Annotated in this window: 22 protein-coding genes and 1 pseudogene; 7 read left to right on the top strand and 16 right to left on the bottom strand. The window is 41.8% G+C overall.

Translation table 11 applies throughout. The features are described from left to right. Nucleotides 1-5: 5 nt before the first annotated feature. The 7 genes from BN1875_RS07380 to BN1875_RS07410 form a co-directional block, all read right to left on the bottom strand. Nucleotides 6-842 (bottom strand): PRD domain-containing protein, encoded by an 837-nt coding sequence (locus BN1875_RS07380; RefSeq protein ID WP_048604220.1) that lies wholly within the window; start codon nt 840-842, stop codon nt 6-8. A 275-nt stretch (nt 843-1117) separates the two neighbouring features. After that, nucleotides 1118-2068, bottom strand: a complete 951-nt coding sequence (locus BN1875_RS07385) for a DHH family phosphoesterase (protein WP_048604221.1) — start codon at nt 2066-2068, stop codon at nt 1118-1120. A gap of 18 nt (nt 2069-2086) precedes the next feature. Then, a complete protein-coding gene (locus BN1875_RS07390; protein ID WP_048604222.1) occupies nt 2087-3418 on the bottom strand; it encodes a DRTGG domain-containing protein in 1332 nt (443 codons plus the stop codon). A 9-nt stretch (nt 3419-3427) separates the two neighbouring features. Then, nucleotides 3428-4102, bottom strand: coding sequence for a metal-dependent hydrolase (locus BN1875_RS07395; RefSeq protein WP_048604223.1), 675 nt, complete (start codon nt 4100-4102; stop codon nt 3428-3430). 251 nt (nt 4103-4353) lie between these two features. Then, the gene (locus BN1875_RS07400) at nt 4354-4842 is read right to left on the bottom strand and encodes a YbaK/EbsC family protein (protein ID WP_048604224.1); all 489 of its coding nucleotides are present in this window, start codon (nt 4840-4842) and stop codon (nt 4354-4356) included. Further along, nucleotides 4832-6271 (bottom strand): MFS transporter, encoded by a 1440-nt coding sequence (locus BN1875_RS07405; protein ID WP_048604225.1) that lies wholly within the window; start codon nt 6269-6271, stop codon nt 4832-4834. Before BN1875_RS07405 ends, BN1875_RS07400 begins: the two co-directional genes overlap by 11 nt. A 124-nt stretch (nt 6272-6395) precedes the next feature. Beyond that, the gene (locus BN1875_RS07410) at nt 6396-8078 is read right to left on the bottom strand and encodes a ribonuclease J (protein ID WP_048604226.1); all 1683 of its coding nucleotides are present in this window, start codon (nt 8076-8078) and stop codon (nt 6396-6398) included. 445 nt (nt 8079-8523) lie between these two features. Between BN1875_RS07410 and abc-f the strand changes: the two genes are divergently transcribed. After that, nucleotides 8524-9984: a ribosomal protection-like ABC-F family protein gene (abc-f, locus tag BN1875_RS07415; protein WP_048604227.1), complete on the top strand. Its 1461-nt coding sequence runs from the start codon at nt 8524-8526 to the stop codon at nt 9982-9984. Nucleotides 9985-10080: 96 nt separating this feature from the next. Beyond that, complete coding sequence (locus BN1875_RS07420; RefSeq protein WP_048604228.1) at nt 10081-10464, top strand: YxeA family protein; 384 nt, start codon at nt 10081-10083, stop codon at nt 10462-10464. 82 nt (nt 10465-10546) lie between these two features. Here the strand turns inward: BN1875_RS07420 and BN1875_RS07425 are convergent, their stop codons facing one another. Further along, a complete protein-coding gene (locus BN1875_RS07425) occupies nt 10547-11602 on the bottom strand; it encodes an aspartate-semialdehyde dehydrogenase (protein WP_048604229.1) in 1056 nt (351 codons plus the stop codon). A 283-nt stretch (nt 11603-11885) separates the two neighbouring features. Between BN1875_RS07425 and BN1875_RS07430 the strand changes: the two genes are divergently transcribed. After that, nucleotides 11886-12347 (top strand): S-ribosylhomocysteine lyase, encoded by a 462-nt coding sequence (locus tag BN1875_RS07430; protein WP_048604230.1) that lies wholly within the window; start codon nt 11886-11888, stop codon nt 12345-12347. Nucleotides 12348-12399: 52 nt separating this feature from the next. Here the strand turns inward: BN1875_RS07430 and BN1875_RS07435 are convergent. The 5 genes and pseudogenes from BN1875_RS07435 to BN1875_RS07455 all read right to left on the bottom strand — a co-directional run bounded on the left by BN1875_RS07435 (nt 12400) and on the right by BN1875_RS07455 (nt 15010). After that, nucleotides 12400-12998 (bottom strand): annotated as a pseudogene (locus BN1875_RS07435) (alpha/beta hydrolase). An 81-nt stretch (nt 12999-13079) separates the two neighbouring features. Then, nucleotides 13080-13928, bottom strand: coding sequence for a GH25 family lysozyme (locus BN1875_RS07440; protein WP_048604231.1), 849 nt, complete (start codon nt 13926-13928; stop codon nt 13080-13082). Between the two features lie 52 nt (nt 13929-13980). Then, the gene (locus BN1875_RS07445; RefSeq protein WP_048604232.1) at nt 13981-14193 is read right to left on the bottom strand and encodes a DUF2922 domain-containing protein; all 213 of its coding nucleotides are present in this window, start codon (nt 14191-14193) and stop codon (nt 13981-13983) included. A gap of 13 nt (nt 14194-14206) precedes the next feature. Next, the gene (locus BN1875_RS07450; protein ID WP_048604233.1) at nt 14207-14413 is read right to left on the bottom strand and encodes a DUF1659 domain-containing protein; all 207 of its coding nucleotides are present in this window, start codon (nt 14411-14413) and stop codon (nt 14207-14209) included. A 108-nt stretch (nt 14414-14521) separates the two neighbouring features. After that, nucleotides 14522-15010, bottom strand: a complete 489-nt coding sequence (locus BN1875_RS07455; RefSeq protein ID WP_048604234.1) for a hypothetical protein — start codon at nt 15008-15010, stop codon at nt 14522-14524. 179 nt (nt 15011-15189) lie between these two features. Here BN1875_RS07455 and BN1875_RS07460 point away from each other — a divergent pair, with 179 nt between their 5' ends. Beyond that, entirely contained in the window at nt 15190-16002 is an 813-nt protein-coding gene (locus BN1875_RS07460; RefSeq protein WP_048604235.1) for a hypothetical protein, read from the top strand. A 71-nt stretch (nt 16003-16073) separates the two neighbouring features. Here the strand turns inward: BN1875_RS07460 and BN1875_RS07465 are convergent, their stop codons facing one another. Both BN1875_RS07465 and BN1875_RS07470 read right to left on the bottom strand, forming a co-directional pair. Further along, complete coding sequence (locus BN1875_RS07465) at nt 16074-16505, bottom strand: universal stress protein (protein ID WP_048604236.1); 432 nt, start codon at nt 16503-16505, stop codon at nt 16074-16076. A 172-nt stretch (nt 16506-16677) separates the two neighbouring features. After that, nucleotides 16678-17019 carry a metal-sulfur cluster assembly factor gene (locus tag BN1875_RS07470; RefSeq protein WP_048604237.1) on the bottom strand — a complete coding sequence of 114 codons (342 nt, stop codon included), beginning with the start codon at nt 17017-17019 and terminating at the stop codon, nt 16678-16680. Between the two features lie 193 nt (nt 17020-17212). Between BN1875_RS07470 and ilvD the strand changes: the two genes are divergently transcribed. Both ilvD and BN1875_RS13645 read left to right on the top strand, forming a co-directional pair. Then, nucleotides 17213-18913 carry a dihydroxy-acid dehydratase gene (gene ilvD / locus BN1875_RS07475; protein WP_048604238.1) on the top strand — a complete coding sequence of 567 codons (1701 nt, stop codon included), beginning with the start codon at nt 17213-17215 and terminating at the stop codon, nt 18911-18913. Between the two features lie 115 nt (nt 18914-19028). Continuing rightward, complete coding sequence (locus tag BN1875_RS13645) at nt 19029-19205, top strand: hypothetical protein (RefSeq protein ID WP_156171207.1); 177 nt, start codon at nt 19029-19031, stop codon at nt 19203-19205. Between the two features lie 38 nt (nt 19206-19243). Here BN1875_RS13645 and BN1875_RS07480 read toward each other — a convergent pair whose 3' ends face one another. Next, entirely contained in the window at nt 19244-19873 is a 630-nt protein-coding gene (locus tag BN1875_RS07480) for an ECF transporter S component (RefSeq protein WP_048604239.1), read from the bottom strand. Between the two features lie 290 nt (nt 19874-20163). Between BN1875_RS07480 and BN1875_RS07485 the strand changes: the two genes are divergently transcribed. After that, entirely contained in the window at nt 20164-20733 is a 570-nt protein-coding gene (locus BN1875_RS07485) for a TetR/AcrR family transcriptional regulator (RefSeq protein ID WP_171000757.1), read from the top strand. Nucleotides 20734-20852: the final 119 nt, after the last annotated feature.

A 20852-nucleotide genomic window follows, 5' to 3' on the forward strand; every position in this document is an offset into this window, starting at 1 on the left:
CTCTCCTAGTCTTTTGCGCCCCGCAAGCGTTCGATATGAATGACTAAATAGCCAAGCTCTTCGCTTGTCGTGGACATTTGGTATTGTTTTGTCAGTAATACCCGGATTTTTTTCGCTACCGCATAGCTCTCCGGATATTTCCGCTTGACCATTTCAACGATTTCCTCGTCTAAAACGGCATATTGTTGGTTATGATAGCGTTGTAGCAGTAAGCGCAAATGATTGGCCAACCGAGAATAATTCAACGCCATTTGTTCCGAATGAATATCGATTGCTAATTCTCTTTCAATCAATTGAATGATTTCTGAAACGATAGTGACTTCCCGAATGCTGCGATGATTGCTGGTTTGTCCACTGCGACCACTATGGATGTGAATCGCAATATAACCGGCTTCATCATAGGTATAAGGAATCGCCAACTCTTTGTTTAAATAATCCACCGCCCATTGAGCGATGCTGAACTCATCACTGTATAGTACCTCGATCTCCCGCAGCAGTTTGTTGCGGATCACGATTCCATTACGGATATTTTCAGCGGCAAAAGCGATGTGATCTGTCAAAGCAATCAAAACATGTTCATTCAATTTTTCCATCAAAACAGTTTCCGCATGATCAATGATATGCTCTGCGGCAAAAAGAAATTTTTCATCGATTTGATTCAGCAGACTTTGCAGTTTCATTTGACCTTCCGGCTCCATAACGAACATCCGCTCGATTTCTCGATGAAAAATCAGATCATTGCGCTTTTTATCGAACCCAACGCCTTTGCCAATCGCGACTTTTTCTTGACCGTCGTCATCGACTAAGACCGCGTTTTGGTTAAAAATCTTTTTGATTTTCATAATAACAATCCTCTTCTGCAGAATTAAGATTCATGAACCGACCACTACTCCTATTAGACCCTAGGATTGCCAACGAAAGAAAAAAGCATGGAAAAATCCCGTAATAAGTCTCCTTATCTACGACATCTTTCCATGCCTAGTATGATCTAGTCACATGAAACAAATATGTTAACGGTTTAATTGTATAGACCAAAATACTTTTTGTCAACACTTTTTATTATTTTTTTCTTATTCGATAAAAGATAACGGTCTCACAAGAAAAACCCTTTTTTTCTTTACTCGTTAAAATAACGGCAAAGCTCTTGGATTTCTTGGTAGATTTCATTGATCTCGTCAGAATTTGCCGCATTCGCCCCACTTGCTAAAGGATGCCCCCCGCCATGATGCCGCTTGGCAACTTCATTGATGGTAGGTCCCTTCGAACGTAGGCGTACGCGATAGTAGCCTTCTGGTTGCTCAACAAAAATTCCCCAGGCTAAAACAGTATCGATGGTTCCAGGCAGGGAAACGATTGGTGCGGTTTCAGAATCATCAATCCCGAATTCTTTTAACAACTCTTGAGATAAAATCACACGACCAGCCCCATGTTCGTCCACTTCGATATGCTCATAAATATAACCCGATAATCGAGCGACCTTCATTGGAATTTGCTGCAACTGACGATTAAGAAGCGCAGCATCAAAGCCATAATCCAATAAGCGACCAGCGATAGTCAAGGTATATGAAGTGGTTGCCGGATACAAAAAGCGCCCGGTATCGCCAACGATGCCGGCATAGAGTAACCGGGCAGCCGCTTCATTGATTTTTAATTCATCAGGAAAATAAAAGGCAAAATCTGCAATCATCTCACTGCAACTGCTTGCTTTGGTATTGACCCACACCAAATCACCGTAGGGTTCATCATTTGGATGGTGATCGATTTTGATAACTTTTACACCTTTGTCGTAACGTTTATCACTGACCCGTGGTGCATTAGCGGTATCTGTCACAATAACCAGTGCATCAGTATATTTTTCGTCAGCAATTTCATCCATCGTTGCTAAAAATGCTAGACCGTCGACGCTACTGCCCACTTGATAAATTTCTTTTTCGGGAAAGCTCACCCGCAAAATTTCCGCCAAACCAGCCTGTGAACCTAATGCATCCGGATCAGGTCGTTGATGGCGGTGGATAATGATACGGGAATATTCTTTGATAGCAGCTAAAATTTCATGTCTGATGTTCATTTTTTCTCCATTTCTACGTTACGGCCGTTCTAATACTTGGCTCACGACGATTGCCTTCGCAATCAGAGTATTTTCAATATAAATTTCAATGTCGAGTTTTGCGGAACGTCGACCCAATTCCAAAATTCGCGGATAAATCGCCAATTCGCTTTCCAACTGAATCAAGCGGAAATAATGTAGGTTGACCTGCTCAATCCAACTGTTGCGCCGTTGATTCAACAGCATCGTCCGTTTGGCTGCATTGCCAACGACTTCGCTTAACACACCAAAAGAAATTGTTCCGACTTCATTGACCATTTGTGGAGATACCATAAATTTGAAGTAGGGAGTATCTAGTTTTTTCCCTTCCATGTCCTGTTCAACGATTTGCATTTCTGCTGAAATCTGATCGGAGATGGTGTCTGCCACTTGGGTTTGACGTTGAACCAACTGCATGGCCTTCATGACATCTTGACGGGTAACCAGACCCAGCAAAGACAAGTCATCGGCTACGACCGGCATGACTTCCAGCCCATCCCAAATCATTTGATGACTGACTGAAGCCACACTCATTTCTTTTTTCACCATGCTTGGTTCCTTGGTCATTACCCGCTCGATCAACTGGGTATCCGCTTTTTCCAAAATATCTTTGGCGGTGACGATTCCTACCACCCGCATATTTTTATTCACCACAGGAAAACGAGAATGTCCGGTTTCTTCTGCAAGGTGTTTATAGTCTTTGACCGTATCATGAACTGTCAGGTATTGGGTTTTATCCAAAGGCATATAAATATCGCTGACTAATAAAATATCTTTTTTGATTAACTGATCACTCAACGCCCGGTTGATCATCGTGGCTACAGTAAAGGTATCGTAGGTCGTCCGTAAAATCGGCATCTCTACGTCATCCGCCAACCGACAAATTTCTTCCGAAGTATCAAAGCCACCGGTAATCAAAACGGCAGCGCCATCTTCCAAGGCCAAGCGATGCACTTCTTCCCGGTTTCCGACGATCATCAATGAACCCGGTGTAATGTAACGCTCCATGGCTTCTTCTTTCATCGCGCCGATCACGAAACGATTCAGCACTTTGTCTAAACCGGCCTTGCCCCCCAGTACATCCCCTTCGATGATCTGAACGACTTCCCCAAAAGTCAGTTTTTCAATATGTTTTTTTAATTTTCGTTCAATACGAATCGTACCAACACGCTGAATCGTGGAGACCAGTCCAATGTTTTCTGCATCTTTGATGGCACGGTAAGCCGTACCTTCGCTGACGGATAATGCTTTTGCAATGCCCCGCACCGAAATTCGTTCCCCGACTGGAAGTCCTTCGATATGAGCTAAAATCAAATCATGTTTGGTTGCCATCTTGTTCTCCTATACCTCGATTGTTTGTCCGACTGACAACACTTCGCCATTTCCGGGCAATAAATCAATAAATTTTTGTGGGTCCTGTTGAATAACTGGAAAGGTGTTGTAATGGATCGGAACGACTTTTTTCGCCTGCAATAATTTTGCCGCCTGCGCTGCATCCTCTGGTCCCATGGTGAAATTATCACCGATTGGCAAGAAGGCGATATCAATTCCCTCTTTACCAAATAAAGCCATATCACTGAATAAGGCAGTATCTCCCGCCAAATAAATTCGTTTGCCTTCGATTTCCAGTAAGAATCCGGCAGGTTCCCCAAGATAAATCATTTCTCCGTCTTTTTCATAACCTGAACTGTGTTGTGCCGCCACCATTTTGACGGTTCCAAAGGGAAATAAAAATTTACCACCAATATTCATTCCGTGCGTTTTTTCTACCCCTTGTTTGGCAACGAAGGAACAAACTTCTACCATACTGACGACGGTGGCCCCCGTTCGTTTAGCAATCGGAACAGTGTCGCCTAAATGATCGCTGTGTCCATGGGTGACCAATAGCCAATCCGCCGAAACGGTATCCACGGTTAAATCTGTTGAGCGGTTGCCAGTGATAAAAGGATCCACCAAAATATTCGTTTGCTGTGTCTCGATGGCAATAACGGAATGTCCATGATAGGTAATTTTCATTTGTCTTCCTCCTTGTTTGGTTTAAGCTATTCCAATTTCTTGACAGAAAAATTTATTGATTCTCACGCTGTGTATCGTTCCACTAGAATAGTTACTAAAAGCGGAACTGCCACTTGTTGTACTTCGTTGGTTTTGAGTAATACAGCTTTCATTCTATATTGTAACAGAGAATCGTTGAAACTGTTACCAAGAAACACCAAAAAAAGGAAAAACCACGAAGTTTCCTTCTCGATTTTTCCCTTTCATTTCAGCTATTTTGTTTTTTCACTTAGAATATCTATCACTAGCGGTTGGAGTAAGGCTAACAAATCGGGCACTGCGACTTTTACACTATGACCAATTTCTCCACTGGATACCAAAATTTCTTTAAACTGTCGGATACGTTCGTCAAACACAAGCGGATATTCCGGATGATGCAAAAAGATTCCGATGGGTGTATTGGCGCCATGGGGATAACCGGTAGCTTCCAATACATACTCCATCGGTGGAAAACCGATTTTGCGGTTGCCGGTGGCTTTTGCCAGCTTTTTATAATCAAGATGTGCAGTCAGCGGAACAAGAGCAATCGTTGCTCCCGTTTTGTTTCCTTTTACCACCAAGGTTTTAAAAATGATTTCTTCGGGAATCGTCAACTCTTCCGCTTTTAATCGAGCCGTCTCTTCCTCCAGCCTCCACGGAAATTCATACCTTTCAAAGGGGATTCCTTTTTCAGATAAAAATGTTTCAACTTCATTTGCCATGTCGCAATCCTCCTTGCCGTTTTATTCGTAAAGCAGTCAATACTAACGCCACCAAACAAAGTAAAAAGGAACCTAAAAAGGTGATTTTCATGCCGTAAATAAAGACATCCGGACGTTCAGCGATGTAGGTCGTCACCCGTTCCCCCATTTTGCTGCTCATAGCATCATACAAAATCGTTGTTGCCAATGCGATTCCGATTACCATACCCAAATTTCTGGCAAAGGAATTCATACTGCCGGCAACGCCCAGGTTTTCGCGGGTCACACTACTCATGACCATTGTATTATTTGGGGATTGGAACAATGAATTTCCTAAACCCATGATTGCTGTTGCCACCACGTAAAACCAAATTGGTGTATGGATCGTCATAAACATATACATTATCTGGGTCACAGACAGTAGCGTTAATCCAATCAGCACCAGAATTTCCGGTCCGATTTTATCCGTCAAATACCCGCTTAACGGTGAACCAACCACCATCAGAAAAGGAAAGACCATCATCAGCAAGCCCGCATAACTTGGACTAAGCCCACGAGCATTTTGCAAATAAAAAGGAACGATGACATTAACAAAGAAGTTGGAAGAAAAAATCAGGGTCGCTGTTAATAAGCTCATGGTGAAAATTTTATTTTTAAAAATACTAAAAGTGATCAACGGCAATTTGACTTTCTTTTCCACCAAAATAAATCCGACAAAAGAAACCAGTGCCAATGCAAATAAAACGAGAGGAATAACGGTCAAAAATCCTCGTTCTTGTCCTAAAAAGACACCGCCAAAGAAGGTTAAAATAAACAAAGCAAAGGTCGCAAAGCCCAATTTGTCGGTTTTTTGTTTGCTGAGGGTAATATCTTGAGGCAAAAGACGTTGGCTAAAGAGCATCGTCAAAATCCCCACCGGCACATTGATCCAAAAAATATACGGCCAGGAAAATTGTGCCAAAATCAGTCCGCCTAATCCTGGACCGGCAATTGACCCCAAGGAAACAAAGGCACCGATTGATCCCAACGCACGTCCTCTTTCACTCATAGGGAAAACTTCAGTGATGATTCCGGTATTCGTTGCCATCGTCATACTGGCACCAACAGCTTGAACCACTCGCGCAAATAACAGGAACCCTAAAGAATGATTAAAACCACAAAGCAACGAACCAATTGTAAAAATCAACATTCCTAAACGAAAGACTTTGATTTTTCCCAGACTGTCCCCAATTTTCCCAAACAAAAGCAAACAGGCACAAACCACCATCAGATAAATCGATACGATCCATTCTGCCTGATTCATCGGCACCTTCATATCTTTGGAAATTGTTGGCAATGCAATATTAACGATACTACCATCTAAAGTGGACATAAACGTAAACATGGAAACTGCAACGAGAATCCACCAACGATTTTTTTGAACACTCGCATCTTCTTGATAACTAGGCATAACAGGACTTCCTTTCATTAATTACACATTAAGTTGAAACTTTTCATATAGTTTACATTTTTTCTCGGCAAAAGAAAGACTGGCTAAGAGTTTAAACGGCTCTTCTCCAGTCAGTCCTGTCGGATTATTTACGGGCACGGTTGCGTTGCGAGGATTCCATAATCACTGGCAAAATAACCGGGCGACGCTTGGTTTGTTCAAATAAGAACCGACTCAATCGGTCACGAATATCTTGTTTTAGCTTACTCCATTCAAAATCATCCGTGTGCAAATGCTTCTCAACGATTTCCGCTACCATATCTCCACTTTCCCGAATCAAATCTCGGCTGGCTTTGACATAAACAAAACCTCTTGAAGTGATTTGCGGACGAGCAACGATTTTCTTTTCGCGACGGCTGATAGTGACAACTACCACAAAAATACCATCTTCCGATAAAACTTTACGATCCCGCAAGACGATGTTGCCGATATCTCCGACACCAATACCGTCGATCAGGACATTTTCAGCGGGAACAGATCCAGCTTGAACCATTTCCCCATTTTGATATTCCAGTACATCTCCTCGCGCGGCAATAAAAATATTGCGGGCAGGAATGCCGACTAATTTTGCCAGTTCAGCATGGGCATCCAATTGACGGTACTCCCCTTGGATTGGAATCAAATATTTTGGTCGCAACATATTCATCATCAGTTGCAAATCATCGGGATTAGCATGTCCGGAAACACGCATATTGTCAGAAATTTGTTTTACCGCACCGCCAGCACGATAAATGATATCCTCTGTTTTTGCCACAAAGGTTTCCGTTGCAGTGGTTGGTGTAGTAGCGATGTAAACCAAATCACCTTCCTGAATACGCAAGGTGCGATGGGTTCCATTCGCCATTTTTTGTAAGGCTTTGATTGGTTCACCCATTCGACCGGTTTCCAAAATCAACAATTTTTCTGGTGGATACTTTTTCATTTCTTTTTGGGTGATGAACAGGTCTTCATCCGGAACTTCCAATTTTCCCAGCTTCATCGCGGTTCGAATGATTCGACCAAAATCCAACCCAGTCAAGACTACTTTTCGATCGGAACGATAGGCAGCATTCAATACCTGTTGTACCCGTTGCAGATTGCTGGCAACGCTGGCGACGATAATTCGTCCTTCCCAATAGCGGATGTTGTCGTAAACTTCATCAGCGATTTTGCGTTCAGAAGCAACTTTCGCTGGATTTTCTGCATTAGAAGACGTGCTTAGTAGCGCCAACACACCTTCTCTGCCGATTTCAGCCAAACGAGCAAAATCTGTTTGATACATTGGCACTGCTGCCTGATCAAATTTAAAGTCTCCAGTATACACGATCGTTCCTTCAGGAGTTTTCAAGCTGATCCCAACTGAATCTGGAATGGAGTGGGTAGTCCTGAAGAAGCTGACCGTGGTATCACTAAAGTCGATTTCTGTATGTTCATCAATCACATGAAACGCTTTGAATTTTTTTGTTGCCTCATTTTTGTGGACATTGATTTTTGCCAACTCGATCGTTAGTTTCGTCCCAAAAACGGGAACATTGATTTTTTCTAATAGATAAGGCAATGCCCCGATGGCATCTGCGTGTCCATGGGTCAGAAAAACACCTGCAACACGATCTGCATTTTCTATTAAATAAGTAAAGTCAGGAATCACGGTATCGATTCCCAACAATTCGCTTTCAGGATAACGCAGACCGCAATCCAAAACGAATAGATCATCTCCCACTTCAACGGCGTAAAGATTTTTTCCATTTTCTCGTACACCACTGATTGGGATAATTTTGATACTGCTCAAATTATTCACCTCTCGAATATTTTTTAATATATACAAATACTTCCAAGCATAAGCATCCACGTTCCATTATACAATAAAATAAGGAAAAAGTAGACTGATTCCTTCCGATTCTCACCGAATCCATGGAAATCAAAAGAAAAATTTCAGAATTTCCCACCCCAAATTTCTTTGCACCAATAACGAAGTATGGTATCATCAAAATAGAACAATTAGAAAGTAGGGAAAGGAATGACGGCAGCGATGCGATTGCGTTTTGTACTTTTGAATAGCTAATTAAATACAATTCAAAAGTCTTGTCAAAACGACGATTTCATGGGATAAGTGTCGACATTTTTATAACCGCTTGCTGGTTACATTATGATCACCCAAGGGATAGCGTAAGGCTCTCCCTTTTTTGTGTACCCAAAAATTGCGTTTTGCCAAGGAAACAAGGAGTGCAAAATCAATGGAACTAGCAGTGAAATTAACAGATGTTGCCGTTACATTCGGCAATAAAGATATTTTTCAAATCGATGAGCTGACCGCTTATCAAAATGATCGTATTGGAATCGTCGGTGGCAATGGTCAAGGAAAATCAACCTTACTAAACTTAATCGCCGACAAAATCCAGCCGGATCGCGGGAAAATTCAGCGGGAAACAACCTTTACTTATTTTTCACAGATTGCTTTACCGGATGAAGCAGAAACAGAATTAGACGGCGAATTATTGGGACGAATGAAAGTTCCGACCAACAGCATCACTACCCTCAGTGGGGGCGAAGGATCAAAATTACGCTTGACTCAAGCCTTGACAAATTATCAGTTGGGTATGCTTTTGGATGAACCCACTACCCATCTGGATCGCCGCAGCATTGATGTGTTGATTGAAGAACTGAACTATTATTACGGAACGTTGCTTTTTGTCAGCCATGACCGCGAGTTTCTCAATCAACTGGCGACCAAAATCTGGGAAGTTTCGGAGGGGAAAATTCGCGAATTCAACGGCAATTACGACGACTACCAACAGCAAAAAGAACAAGAACGTCTGACGCAGGAAAATGCCTTTTCCCACTATGAACAGGAAAAAAACCGCCTTGCTGCCGCAGCTCAGAAGAAAAAAGAGCAAGCGGCACGAATGGCACGCGTTTCAGATAAAAAGAAAAAACAAAATATACGTCCTGGCCGTCTGTCTTCCACCAAACAAAAAGATACCGTTCAAAAAGCGGCGCAAAAAACAGCAAAAACGATTGAAAAACGATTGGAGCAACTGGAAACAGTCCAGAATGTGGCAGGACAAAGAAAGATTATCTTCCCGCCTTCGATTGCTTTGACGATCCACAACAAATTTCCCATCATGGGGGATAGAATCACTTTGATTAAAGGAGAAAAATGCTTACTGGAACAAGCAAGTTTTCAATTTCCCCTCGGCAAAAAAATTGCCCTGATTGGTGATAACGGAACAGGAAAATCCAGTTTGCTGCAATACATTCAAGAAAATCAACCGGGCATCACCTTATCGCCAAAAGTTGTTTTCAGCACCTATCAGCAAATGGATTATCAACTTCATCAGCGAGAAACGATTTTATCCTTTCTAATGAAACGAACGGATTATTCCGAAAGTTTGGTTCGCAGTCTTTTAAATAATCTTGGCTTTTTACAAACCGAATTAGACAAATCCGTCCAAAAATTAAGCGGCGGCGAAGCGACACGCGTCTCCATGGCCCTCGTTTTCGTCAAACCCGCCAATGTGTTGATTTTGGATGAACCGACAAATTTTATCGACCTATCAACTGTATCCGCGTTAGAAAGATTTCTTCGGGCTTATCCCGGAACGGTCTTGTTTACTTCCCATGACCCGTACTTTGTCAAAACGGTGGCAGATGAAGTCTATGAGATCAAAGGAAAACAGCTTAAACGCCGCTGCTGATTCTTTCAAGCTTACAACTTTGTTAGGTTTTTCAATGGTCATTTTCGCTTAAGCTGTGGTATCTTGTAAGCACCAAGAAAGAAAGGTTGATTTATTATGAGAAAAACAATTGGCGGACTAGTATTGATTTTGGTCCTTGGCGTCGGTGCCTATTTTGGTTATAACTACTACAAAGAAACGTACCAAGGAATCCCAGCTTATGCAAAAGTGCCTGCAACAACTCCCGAAAAAGTGCAAACAAAAAGCGATTCCGGTGAAATTATCAAAGGTTGGTCTTCCTATAAATACACCTTCACCTTTGTAAAAGAAAATGGTGAACACCAAGAAATGACCTATGAATTGAGTGGAGAAAATCCAACTCCTTTCCAACCAAATACCATCGTTAAAGCTTCTATCAGTAAAAAACGGGTAATCAAAGGACCAAATGTGGTTGAAAAATCCTCCGTACCCGAGAAAGTGCTGAAGGAATTGGGGGAATAATCCTTTCTCACCACGATACAAAGAAAAATACTCGACAGAATCCGGACAAAGGTCCGATTCTATCGAGTATTTTATTTGCGTTTTATTTAGCTTTCACCAAGCCCATTTCATGCAGTGTTTCTGCGATTTGTACAGAATTCCATGCAGCACCTTTTAATAAATTGTCAGAAACTACCCACATATGAAAACCATTTGCTACATCTAAATCTCGGCGCAAGCGTCCGACAAAAGTTTCTTTTCTGCCGACACTGTTTAACGCTTGGGGATAAATTTGTTGACTTGGATCATCTTCCAAAACGATTCCCGGCGCATCTTTTAATAGATTTTTCAAGGCTGCCACATCGGTTGCATCTTTGGTTTCGATGTAAACAGATTCGGAATGCCCGCTGAATACCGGAACCCGCACGCAGGTCGCCGCTACTTTAATTTTGTCGTCTGCCATAATTTTATGGGTTTCGTTGATCATTTTCCACTCTTCATAGGTATAATCATCTTCGGCAAAAACATCGATTTGTGGTAAGGCATTGAAGGCGATTGGATAATGTTTTTTATCCCCACCAGAAGGTAAAATCTCTGGATTCAATTCGTCAGCAGAAGCACCTTCCAAATAAGCCAAGGTTTCACGTTTTAATTCTTCCATTGCTTTTGCACCAGCTCCGGAAACTGCTTGGTAAGTCGAAACGATGATTCGATCCAACCCCACGGCTTGACGAATCGGTTCCAATGCCACCATCATTTGGATTGTTGAACAGTTTGGATTGGCAATGATTCCTTTATGTTGACGCAAGGCTTCTTTATTTACCTCTGGAACCACTAGCGGTACTTCCGGATCCATACGAAAATGACTGGTATTATCGACGACCACAGCACCACGTTTTACTGCTTCCGGCGCAAAGATTTTCGAAATTCCGCCACCTGCACTAAACAGCGCAATATCAATACCCTCAAAAGATTCCGGCACTAATTCTTCCACAGCCAGTTCCTTTCCCTTGAAGGTCAATATTTTTCCTGCTGAACGCTTGGAAGCCAATAATTTTACCTCCGCAAGCGGCAAAGTAGTCTGTTCTAACATCTCGATCATTCTTGTGCCCACTGCACCTGTTGCGCCAACAACCGCAACCCGATATCCTGTACTCATACCTTCCATCTCCTCTTGGCAAGAAATTTTTGTCAAAATTTCAAGCGATTTTCCCGCCCCTCCTTACCAAATCCATCATAAAGTAGAACGAGTCTCAAAAATTAACTTTTTGCCATTTTAGCACATTTTCCCATTAATTACAGTAACAACCGTTGTAAAATTCTGAAAATGCTTTTTCACACGGAGGGCTTCGCAAATACTCGGCTCATTTTGCCTTCTCTCATTGAAAATCCGTCTTTTTTTTGGTATAGTTGCCACATTCTAATATCTGGAGGCTAACCACATGGCACGAGTAGAAAGTTTTGAATTAAATCATAATGAAGTAAAAGCACCGTATGTCCGCCTTGCCGGCAGTGAAACAAATAATAACACCCTGATTCAAAAATACGATTTGCGTTTTTTACAGCCAAATCAAGCCGCCTTGCCAACCGCCGCACTGCATACGCTGGAACATTTATTGGCAGTTAATTTGCGGGATTATTTGACAGGCGTAATCGATTTATCACCAATGGGTTGTCGAACAGGTTTTTATTTGATTCTTTGGGGTGAACATACTACCGAAGAAATTCGAGATGCGTTAGCCACTGTGTTGCAAAAACATGTCATCGAAACCGATGAAGTTCCGGCGGTCTCCCCAAAAGAATGCGGAAATTATCGGGATCATTCTCTTTTCAGCGCCAAAGAATATGCGATTCAAGTGTTGGATCAAGGTATTTCCAGCGATCCCTTTGAACGCAAGCTATAAAAAAAGAACCAAGAATAGTTTGGAAGAGACTTCCACTATTCTTGGTTTTTCATTATAGATTATTTAACCATTCTCGCGCTGCTTGTAGCTCATCCATATTGATTTGATGACCAGTTTTTGTACGGGCAATCGTTACTTCTGCATTCCGTGTTTCAAGGCTTGATCCAATTCATTAAAGGAGGCATCGCTGACGATCGGATCACCGTCTCCAAAAGAAAGCCAAACTTTTTTATCTGCCAAAGAAAATGTCTTTGTGTGGCGTTCCAAAGACATCGGATGGAAGAAAATACCTCTCGTCAAGTTGGTCTCTCGTTCCAAAAGGAGATGGGCAGCGATGTTGGCACCATTTGAATACCCCACTAATACCCAATCCTCGATAGGAATATTTTTTTCTTTGCTTAATTCTTTAATTTCTTCGTACAAGCGGTCTGCTTCTTCCTCCAGACTGTCAAAATCAAACTGATTTAAACCATTTCGTTTGAAAAAGCGATTCATTCCTTCTTCTTGTACTTCTCCTCGAAAGGATAATATCTTACAGGAACCATCTAAAAAACGAGCAATATCTACCAAAGAATATTCATCACCGCCAGTACCATGCAGCAACAACAAATTTTTTCCGCCGGCTTCTCCCGCATCGAAATAATACTTCATTTTTTCACCCCACCTTTTTGCTTACTTATTGTAAGTGTAAGATACCATGAGACTTTTTTTCTGACAAGCAATCTGTTTTACCTAATTGAACTGACCATAACCAGAAAATTTTCCCAATGCGAAAAAGCCCTTTGTTCCATCTTCTCGTGGTTGAACGCCCCATAAAAAACCATCGGCGATGCAAATATCGTTGATTTTTATCTTCTGCCCAACAGATAACAACGCAATCGTCGGACTTTTGCGGTCAGGCTTTTGTCGCAGATAAACAGCCGTTGTTAAGTTGAAAGTTTTCATGGGAAAATCCCCCTCTCCTTCCGTTGACGTTCCAAAAAAGTACGAAAGCGTTTTTCGATGCAACCGATTCAGATCCAGCGGTCCTTCATATCCCGACAGTCGTCCTGCTGAAGTGTACTGATGCAGGTCATAATCAGTCGTTGCCGTTGGATTGCTGCCGGTATAAACTCCGGAGTTAGCACCATAAGTGGGCAGCCAGATACCATCAAAAGCGGTGACGTCCAAATTCAACTGTTTGTATAGGTGATTGGCAATATACACGCCAACTTTTTTCGCTCCTAATTTTTTCAACGTACGGCGGTATATTTCACACCCGCTGCGCATCTCTTTCATGGAAAGTTCCTCCACGTCCAACCACCAAAAACTTGGCTGAAATTCTTTTCCCCGCAACCAAAAAAACTCCGCCTCTCGTGCCATATCGTTAAAATTAATTCCCCGTACCCAAGCATAAACTGCAAAGGGGATTCCACGTTTTTTGAACTCCTTAATATGGGTTTGATAGTGCTTGTCTACATAGGCACTGCCATATTGAATCCGAATAATCACACCACCAACTTGCTTTGCCAAAAGATCATAATTGATGACAGCTGGGCGCTGCCATTCGCTAATATCAATAATCAGTGGTTTTGGTCGCATACTTTTCCTCCTCCCAAGTAAAAAAGAAGTGGGCAGCCGCCCACTTCTTCTCTTAAAATAATGGGGTCTCGGTTACTTCGACATATTTTGCACTTTCTACTGCAGCAAACAATGACACCCCGCCTTTTTCAAAAAGCGACAATTCCGTAATATCCTCCATCGCTTGTCGGACCTGTTCTCCTGTCAAATTTTCATCCGCCAATTTGGGAATTAGGTTATGTTTTTTACCTTCTGCATTTGCAAACGTCAAATATAATTTTTTCATCTATTTTTTCCTCCTATTTTGTGTGCTGTGTTGCTACTGTTTCAATAACACTCACAACGACAGCTGAATTTGGTGCCAGCTGATCCATAGCATCACCTAATGCCAGAATCTCTGTTTCTGACGGTACAGCAACCACATTTGCAAAACGCTGTTTGGTCAATTTTTCCTTGCCATCTTCTTGATACATAATCCCCAATTCCGTACTTACGTGTGTTTTCATTTTGCTTCCTCCAATTCGTTGATTTGTAAGTTGCGCCCCTTACACCTCTATAACGAAATTTTCGAGGCAAATGTAAAGCGATTTTTTTATTTTTTTTGAAAAATTTTTTTAATTTCGGAAGAAATCTTGATTTAACAGTCTTCTTTGAGAAGCCCGTAATTTTCTGCGGCAATGGTACCGCATTTGCCGAGTCATTGTTTCATCCTCCAATAATCGTGCAACTAATTTTTGTTCCCTGCTGTCTAACGCTTGCCAAAAATCAATGGCCAACGTTCGGGCATCAATTATCGAAAAAGTTTCCGGCAAATACGCAATCACCGTATCTCCTAACTTTTCTCTTTCTGCCTGTTTACGCTGTTTTCTGCGGATATCTGTCGCTTGCCAAACAAGCTTTTGAAACAATAGCCCTTTAGGCCAGACCTCTTCAAAAGCTTGTTGCGTGGCAAAAGGCTCACTAAGCTTACAGCAAATCAACCGCAGTTCCTGCAAGTAATCATCAAAATCTGCTTGTCCTTCTGAAATTCCAGCTCGACGCAAAATCTTCTCAAAAAAATCCTGATGAAGCAGCAACCACTCATTCAATTGTCCTCTCTCCATTTTATACATCCTTTATTTTCATTCCGGCCGGTACCTAAACTGTAACAAATTCATCTATCTACGTACTTTCGGAAATCCAACGAAAAAAATCGAAATAAAATAAAAAAAACTGAAAAACCTTTCGTAATTATTTAAGGATTACTTTTTTTACAACTAATTAATCAAGGATGTGTTTATGTATGGAAAATTTTTCTTGTCTCAAAACAGGTGAACCAATCAACATTTCACCGGAATTTATCACAGAGATTCCTCTTTCTTCGATCACAGAATATTGCCAGACCCGAATTTTTCAACCGGAAAATGTTGCCTGTCTCTGTGAGAAAATCGAGCCGATTGCAACAATTCATCCCTATAAAGTTATTCACGCCCTTTTGCCGATTGCCCGGAAAGAGTGTTCCCACTCCTTGGTGCTGACTGCTGAGGATTTCCGGCAAGTGGCGGCTACACATAAAAAAATCACAGAGTCTTTGCTCCATGATCATTTACATATTCAACCACAACTGTATCGCTTTGCACTTGCTGCAGTCTTTGATCAGTGTAAATACAGATTGCCTTGTAGTTTGCCAAACTATTGCCTCATTCCTCTTGGGGGAGTAACAGAAAAAGATACGATATGGGTCAATCCGGCACAAATTGCTGCGATCAGTGAAGAACTCAACTGCACAGAATTGATTTTACGAAATGGGTTTCGAATCGCTTGTAAAATGTCCCGTCAAAGTATTCATAACAGTATGTTACTGGGATTTCTTTGCCAAGGAATCATTAAACGGGAATGGCAGTACGAATCCCTGCAAAGTAATCTGCCGCTGCAAGAATACCTGCATCTTCCCGGAACTCGTGAGATCAATCATGTAATTCAGAATCACCGCGTTGCTGACATTCCCGGCAAGCGTGGCGATTGGTTTCGCTCCTATTTTGACGAAAATAAAATCGAAGTTATTCGTGCATTAACTGAAAAAGAAGAACGACTTTTGGAGAAAAATCGTTTATAAAAACAGCCCCAACCACGTTAAGTAAACGTGGTTGGGGCTGTTGGTTTAAATTGTAGCTGATAGTTTTTCTGTTACTTCACCATCAACACACTGCATGGTGCGTTATTCACGATATATTGGGTGGTTGATCCGGCTTTTTCTCGAGTGATGGAGCCCATGCCTGTTGCCCCCACAATAATCAAATCCAAAGAATGAGCTTCCGGAATCGTTCGGGTGATGTAGACTTTTGGATTACCGACTTCCACGATAGGCTCCACTTGCTCGATCCCGGCTTCTTTTGCATCATGGATTCGTTTCAGCATATCCATTTCCACTTTTTCTTGTTCTTCTTTCAAAATTTTCGTATAGGCGTAAGAACTGGTGGACAATTCTTCTTCATTGATAATTGCTGCGATAAAGAGTCTTGCTTGGTTGTAACTGGCAATTCTGATTGCTTCATCAAATGCGGCATCGGCATTTTTTGATCCGTCAATCGCTACTAGAATTTCATTGTATCCATTCATTGGAAACGCCTCCTTTTCTTCATTATACCATTGCGGGAACAAAGACAAAATAATTTAAGTTTGCGGATGCTTATCGTTTTAATCACTTGACTCATTCTTTGTACTCGAAAAAATTTAGTTGCTCTCCAATCAAAAAACAACGAACCGTCAAATTAGCAGACGGTTCGTTGTTTTATCTCGGACTAATTCCGAGTGAAATTCTTCCAAATCGACTGATACGAGTCACTTTCCACGCTGGTGACCACACAGTTTCAACAGTGACTTTTTCGATTCCATCAATTTCAGTTAATGCTGCCCCAATTTCACTCGGAACGGTCGCCATACAGCCACAGCCCATCGAAGTGTAGGTAAGAACTACATGACAATGCCCATTTTCCTCCAAATTGATTTCATAAACCAACCCTAAATTATAAATGTCCAACCCGATTTCCGGATCATATATGGTTTGAAGTTTCTCGATTAGCTGCTCACTCACCGTGGCTGCCAGATCATTCACTTGGATGTCATCTCTCATACTTTTGCCTCTTTTCCAACTACCAAAAATAGTTTATGTGTATTTTTTCATAAAGCGTGGCTTTTTTCAAGGGGAATTATGAACTTTTTTTCATTTAAATCTAGAAAATTTCAAGCGTTGTGTTAAAATACAATTAGAATAAATAGATTTATTATTCAAGAGACAACAACTGGTTTGAAAGGAGTGTTCCAAAATGACTGACAATCAGCCAAAGAAAGATATTAGAATTAGAAGCAAAATTTATGATAGTATGGTTAAATCTCCTAACCGTGCATTGTTACGGGCAACAGGTATGGGGGATGCAGAATTCAAGCAGCCGATTATTGGCGTGATCAGCACTTGGGCCGAAAATACTCCTTGTAATATTCACTTGGAAGACTTAGGAAAAATCGCTAAAAAAGGCATTAAGACAGCAGGCGGTTGGCCCGTTCAATTTGGCACTATCACCGTTTCAGACGGTATCGCCATGGGAACCCCCGGCATGCGCTTTTCTTTACCTTCACGGGATATCATTGCTGATTCAGTCGAAGCTGCCATCAGCGGACACAATTGTGATGCCTTTGTTGCAATTGGCGGCTGTGACAAAAATATGCCCGGCTGTATGATTGCTATCGCTAATACTGATATTCCTTCGATTTTTGTTTACGGTGGAACTATTGCACCGGGGAAATTAGATGGAAAAGACATTGATTTGGTTTCTGTTTTCGAAGCAATCGGGAAATGGAACCATAACGATATGACCGAAGAAGAAGTGCGGAAAATTGAATGCAATGCCTGTCCTGGTCCTGGAGGCTGCGGCGGGATGTACACTGCCAACACGATGGCATCCGCCATTGAAGCAATGGGCATGAGCTTACCCGGGTCATCTTCGCACCCAGCTACTACCGAAGCAAAACTGCGGGATGTTGAAGAAGCTGGAGAAGCCGTGATGGAGCTGTTGAAAAAAGGCATCTATCCAAAAGACATCATGACCCGTAAAGCCTTTGAAAATGCAATCACCGTAGTTATGGCTCTAGGAGGTTCTACCAATGCGATCCTCCATTTGATGGCGATGGCACATGCGGCCAATGTTGAATTGACCTTGGATGATTTCAACGATTTCCAAGAAAAAGTACCACATTTGGCAGATTTGAAACCAAGCGGACAATACGTTTTCCAAGATTTGTACGAAGTCGGCGGCGTTCCTGCCGTTATGAAATACCTTTATGAGAATGGCTACCTCCACGGAGATTGCTTGACCGTAACCGGTAAAACTTTGGCTGAAAACTTAGCCGATGTTCCTTCATTGAAAGAAGGACAAAAAGTCATCATGCCGCTAGAAAATCCAAAACGAAAAGATGGTCCATTGATTATTTTACACGGAAATTTAGCTCCAGAAGGCGCAGTTGCCAAGGTTTCCGGTGTGAAGGTTCGCCGTCATGAAGGTCCAGCAAAAGTCTTTAATACAGAAGACGAAGCCATTAATGCGGTATTGACGGATGAAATTGTCGATGGTGACGTGGTGGTCGTTCGTTTCGTAGGTCCTAAAGGTGGTCCCGGCATGCCGGAAATGCTCTCTCTATCTAGCATGATTGTTGGGAAAGGGCAAGGTGAAACGGTTGCGCTATTGACAGATGGACGTTTCTCAGGAGGAACCTATGGACTGGTGGTAGGACATATTGCTCCAGAAGCCCAAGATGGCGGACCGATTGCGTTGCTGCAAACCGGCGACTTAGTAGTTGTCGATCAAGACACCAAAGAGATCACGATGAAGGTTTCCGAAGCTGAACTTGCCAAACGCCAAGCAGCTCTCGTGATTCCACCGCTACATTCCCGCGGTGTTCTTGGAAAATATGCTCATATTGTTTCCAGTTCATCTAAAGGTGCCATCACTGATTTCTGGGAAAAAGAATAATTTACTCTCCTAAAAATGGTTTCCTTTTTCAATGGCACTTCCAGTATACTAAGTGTAAGGTTTTATTCGCTGTGAGCGAAAAACCTTGCACTTTTTTTAAAAGGAGAAAAAGACAATGATCAAAAATCTGCTGAAAAACTATAACTTTCTTCTTGGTATCGGCCTTTTGCCTCTTTCCTACTTAGAATTGATCTCAGACGGTTTGTCCCGTTGGTTTGGTGTTCTCTTTTTCGTTGCCTGTCTTCTTCACCTCGGTATCGGATTCTACGTCGTACGCACACAAGAAAAATAATCAGCCACGCTGCAACGATGCGACGTGGCTGATTGTTTTTATCTTGTCGAATGAAACAGGCGCTTTCCAACTATATCAAATACATTTGCCAAGGAAACTGTCACTAAGGCTGCAACAATCATTTCAACTAATCCATTTGACGTAATAACCGCACCAATCATGGCTAAAACAGCGGTTAGTGATTGATAGCCTAAGTCGTGACCAAAAATCAAGCCCATGAGTCCAAGAACCAGAACTGTGTTGGTCAATGAACCAATCAAGCCAGCGATCCCATAGCTGATGTTATGGGAGATATTTTTCCTGCTAAATAGTGCAAGGACCAAAGCGGGTGTGACACCTACCAAAATACGTGGCAAGATCGCCACAACGATCGCTAATAAATTTCCCTGCTCACTTCCCGGAGCCGGCACAAAAGGCGAGAAAACAAAACTTGTCGGACTAATAACAATCGTTGCCCGATAAAGGCTTAGTAAGCCGAAAACCAATCCAAGAAAAGCCCCTCTTTTGTATCCTAAAAGAATGGAACCAACAATGACCGGAATATGCATGGTAGTAATCGCAAACGGACCGATCTGCAAAAAGCCTAATGGTGTGGCATACAATAAAAACTGAATAGCAAGTAGAATTGAGGTATACACTAATTTTTTCGTTCGAAGATTATTTTTCACGATTTTTCTCTCCCATTTTTGACAACTGCCTGCTTATTCATCTTCCCAAGTCGCTAGTCGAGCAACAAATTATCTGCGCTTAGCTAAATTCTCCGATTCATGTATAATAGAATAGATGATTCATTATAATTGCTTAAAAAATCGGACTCGATAATGGCAGTTATCCTTCTTTCACTATTAATGACACCAACGTCATTAAAGTGATTATATACTAAAGTGACACGGGTGTCATTATTTTTTTGAAAGAGGTGAGCAATTTGGCTAGCATTTCCAATGAAACGCGGAAAAAAATGAAGCGCGAAGCAATTTTAGAAGGTGCTCGTGCCGTTTTCAGCAGAAAAGGGCTGATTGATGTGACCATGAAGGACATCATTGACGAATGTGGAATCAGTCGCGGCGGCATTTATCTGTACTTTGATTCGGTCGATACGATTTTCACCTCGGTGCTCAAGGAACGTAACACTCGAAAATTTGACGGCATCCGATCAGCAATCAAAGAAAATCAACCTTTTGAAAAATTGCTGGATGATTATTTTGCCGAACACAAGGATCGCTTGTTAAATCATGTCGGAAACAGTTTGCTGCGGGCAACCTATGAATATTATTATACCCACAGCTCTGAAAAAGATCATGCTTTCCAACAAGCACAAATCAACTCCAGCCAACAAACAATCTATGAAATTCTAAAACTGGGTGTTGAGCAAGGAATTCTGGAAAATCAAAAATTAGAGGAATTGGCTGAAACCTTCATGCTTCTTATCGAAGGATTGGGTGTCCTGGCAATTACCGGAACGATTACTGAAAAACGCATCGATGATCAAATCGAGATGATGCAATTTATGCTGCCGAGGAGAAAGTAATTTTTACTTGTTTTATTAATTACGAGTTCTTAATTTCCATGTCTAGTCAAAAAAGCACAATGTCTGTGAGAAGGGGAGTTTTACCTCCATCTCTTACACTGTGCTTTTTGTTTTGCCTC

It is taken from the genome of Enterococcus massiliensis (assembly GCF_001050095.1).
GTDB classification, from domain to species: domain Bacteria; phylum Bacillota; class Bacilli; order Lactobacillales; family Enterococcaceae; genus Enterococcus_C; species Enterococcus_C songbeiensis.

Coding starts and splice junctions, on each gene's coding strand:
- BN1875_RS07450 (WP_048604233.1), bottom strand. CDS start 14,413: ATGAAAACACACGTAAGTACGGAATTGGGGATTATGTATCAAGAAGAT.
- BN1875_RS07395 (WP_048604223.1), bottom strand. CDS start 4,102: ATGAAAATTACCTATCATGGACATTCCGTTATTGCCATCGAGACACAG.
- BN1875_RS07485 (WP_171000757.1), top strand. CDS start 20,164: ATGAAGCGCGAAGCAATTTTAGAAGGTGCTCGTGCCGTTTTCAGCAGA.
- BN1875_RS07385 (WP_048604221.1), bottom strand. CDS start 2,068: ATGAACATCAGACATGAAATTTTAGCTGCTATCAAAGAATATTCCCGT.
- BN1875_RS07380 (WP_048604220.1), bottom strand. CDS start 842: ATGAAAATCAAAAAGATTTTTAACCAAAACGCGGTCTTAGTCGATGAC.
- BN1875_RS07465 (WP_048604236.1), bottom strand. CDS start 16,505: ATGAATGGATACAATGAAATTCTAGTAGCGATTGACGGATCAAAAAAT.
- BN1875_RS07390 (WP_048604222.1), bottom strand. CDS start 3,418: ATGGCAACCAAACATGATTTGATTTTAGCTCATATCGAAGGACTTCCA.
- abc-f (WP_048604227.1), top strand. CDS start 8,524: ATGGAACTAGCAGTGAAATTAACAGATGTTGCCGTTACATTCGGCAAT.
- BN1875_RS07425 (WP_048604229.1), bottom strand. CDS start 11,602: ATGAGTACAGGATATCGGGTTGCGGTTGTTGGCGCAACAGGTGCAGTG.
- ilvD (WP_048604238.1), top strand. CDS start 17,213: ATGACTGACAATCAGCCAAAGAAAGATATTAGAATTAGAAGCAAAATT.
- BN1875_RS07460 (WP_048604235.1), top strand. CDS start 15,190: ATGGAAAATTTTTCTTGTCTCAAAACAGGTGAACCAATCAACATTTCA.
- BN1875_RS07420 (WP_048604228.1), top strand. CDS start 10,081: ATGAGAAAAACAATTGGCGGACTAGTATTGATTTTGGTCCTTGGCGTC.
- BN1875_RS07430 (WP_048604230.1), top strand. CDS start 11,886: ATGGCACGAGTAGAAAGTTTTGAATTAAATCATAATGAAGTAAAAGCA.
- BN1875_RS07400 (WP_048604224.1), bottom strand. CDS start 4,842: ATGGCAAATGAAGTTGAAACATTTTTATCTGAAAAAGGAATCCCCTTT.
- BN1875_RS07440 (WP_048604231.1), bottom strand. CDS start 13,928: ATGCGACCAAAACCACTGATTATTGATATTAGCGAATGGCAGCGCCCA.
- BN1875_RS07470 (WP_048604237.1), bottom strand. CDS start 17,019: ATGAGAGATGACATCCAAGTGAATGATCTGGCAGCCACGGTGAGTGAG.
- BN1875_RS07445 (WP_048604232.1), bottom strand. CDS start 14,193: ATGAAAAAATTATATTTGACGTTTGCAAATGCAGAAGGTAAAAAACAT.
- BN1875_RS07405 (WP_048604225.1), bottom strand. CDS start 6,271: ATGCCTAGTTATCAAGAAGATGCGAGTGTTCAAAAAAATCGTTGGTGG.
- BN1875_RS07455 (WP_048604234.1), bottom strand. CDS start 15,010: ATGGAGAGAGGACAATTGAATGAGTGGTTGCTGCTTCATCAGGATTTT.
- BN1875_RS13645 (WP_156171207.1), top strand. CDS start 19,029: ATGATCAAAAATCTGCTGAAAAACTATAACTTTCTTCTTGGTATCGGC.